This window comes from Streptomyces sp. NPDC057654, assembly GCF_042800135.1.
Classification (GTDB): domain Bacteria; phylum Actinomycetota; class Actinomycetes; order Streptomycetales; family Streptomycetaceae; genus Streptomyces.
Window position 1 is genome coordinate 1 of sequence record NZ_JBHVHQ010001239.1, and the last position, 1,833, is coordinate 1,833.

Here is a 1,833-nt window from a genome sequence, read left to right on the forward strand (position 1 = left end):
GGGACACATGGGACTCACCATCGGCGTCGACATCGGCGGTACGAAGATCGCGGCCGGGGTTGTCGACGAAGAAGGCTCGATCCTCGCGACGTGCAAGGTGCCGACCCCCGAGACTCCCGAGGGGGTCATCGACGCCATCGCGGAAGCGGTGCGCACGGTCAGCTCCGGGTACGACATCGAGGCCGTCGGCATCGGCGCCGCGGGCTATGTGGACGACAAGCGGGCCACGGTCCTGTTCGCCCCGAACATCAACTGGCGCCACGAGGCGCTCAAGGACAAGGTCGAGCAGCGGATCTCGCTGCCGGTCGTCGTCGAGAACGACGCCAACGCCGCGGCCTGGGGCGAGTACAAGTTCGGCGCGGGCAAGGGCCACGAGGACGTCATCTGCATCACGCTGGGCACCGGCCTCGGCGGCGGCGTCATCATCGGCAACAAGCTGCGCCGCGGCCGGTTCGGCGTCGCGGGCGAGTTCGGCCACATCCGTGTCGTGCCCGACGGGCTGCTGTGCGGCTGCGGCAGCCAGGGCTGCTGGGAGCAGTACGCCTCCGGCCGCGCCCTCGTCCGCTACGCCCGCCAGCGCGCCAACGCCACCCCCGAGAACGCCGAGATCCTGCTCTCGCTCGGCGACGGCACCGTCGACGGCATCGAGGGCAAGCACATCAGCGCCGCCGCCCGCCGCGGCGACCCCGTGGCCGTCGACTCCTTCCGCGAGCTCGCCCGCTGGGCCGGCGCCGGCCTCGCCGATCTGGCCTCGCTCTTCGACCCGTCCGCGTTCATCGTCGGCGGCGGCGTCTCGGACGAGGGCGACCTGGTCCTCGACCCGATCCGCAAGTCCTTCCGCCGCTGGCTGGTCGGCGGCCAGTGGCGGCCGCACGCCCAGGTGCTCGCCGCGCGGCTCGGCGGCGAGGCGGGGCTGGTGGGCGCGGCGGACCTGGCGCGCCAGGGCTGACAGCGAGGCGTCCATCCCGTCAGCACGGACCAGTACGGACCGTCGACACCAACTACAGACAGGGGCGATGCGATGCTCGCGGACCTGCCCGCTTCCCGTACCGAACCCGACGGCGCGGCGCTGGTCCGCGTGCTCAGCTACAACATCCGCTCCATGCGCGACGACACCGACGCCCTGGCCCGCGTGATCAGGGCCTGTGCCCCCGACGTCGTCTGCGTCCAGGAGGCGCCGCGCTTCTTCCGCTGGCGCAAGGCCGCCGCCCGGCTCGCCCGCGCCGCCGACCTGGTCTATGTCGGCGGCGGGGCCACCGCCTCCGGCCCGATGATCCTCTCCACGCTCCGGCCGCACGTGGAGCACGCCCGCGACATCCTGCTGCCCCGCACGCCGGGCCTGCACCAGCGCGGCTTCGCCACCGCCGTGCTCCGCTTCGGCCGGGCCCGCCTCGGCGTCCTCAGCTGCCATCTGAGCATGAGCGACGAGGAGCGGTACGGGCAGGGGAAGCTGCTCCTCGACGAGCTGGCCGCCCTCGGCGTCCCGCACGCCGTGGCCGCCGGCGACCTCAACGACCGCCCCGACGGCCGCACCTTCGGCCTGCTGGCGGACGAACTGCACGACGGCTGGGCCGCCAAGCCCTGGGGCCGCGAGCACACCACCCGGCTCGGCGACCCGCTCCAGCGCATCGACGCGGTCTTCGCGACGGACGGCGTCGAGATCCTCGGCTGCGGCGTCCCCATGGGGCTGCCGGGCGTCGCCGAGAGCGACCTGCGGGCCGCCACGGACCACCTCCCCGTGCTGGCCGCGCTGCGGGTGCCGCCCGCGGAGTCGTGACCGTACGCCCGTAGACCCCGTAGATGACGAGCTCCCGCCCGGATCGGATTCGGGCG

Annotated in this window: 2 protein-coding genes; both read left to right on the top strand. The window is 73.8% G+C overall.

Going from position 1 to position 1,833, the window contains the following annotated elements; translation table 11 throughout:
- The first annotated feature begins 7 nt into the window (after positions 1 to 7).
- Positions 8 to 949, top strand: coding sequence for an ROK family glucokinase (locus ACFU99_RS42390; RefSeq protein ID WP_384403805.1), 942 nt, complete (start codon positions 8 to 10; stop codon positions 947 to 949).
- Between the two features lie 72 nt (positions 950 to 1,021).
- The gene (locus ACFU99_RS42395) at positions 1,022 to 1,777 is read left to right on the top strand and encodes an endonuclease/exonuclease/phosphatase family protein (protein ID WP_384403802.1); all 756 of its coding nucleotides are present in this window, start codon (positions 1,022 to 1,024) and stop codon (positions 1,775 to 1,777) included.
- Positions 1,778 to 1,833: the final 56 nt, after the last annotated feature.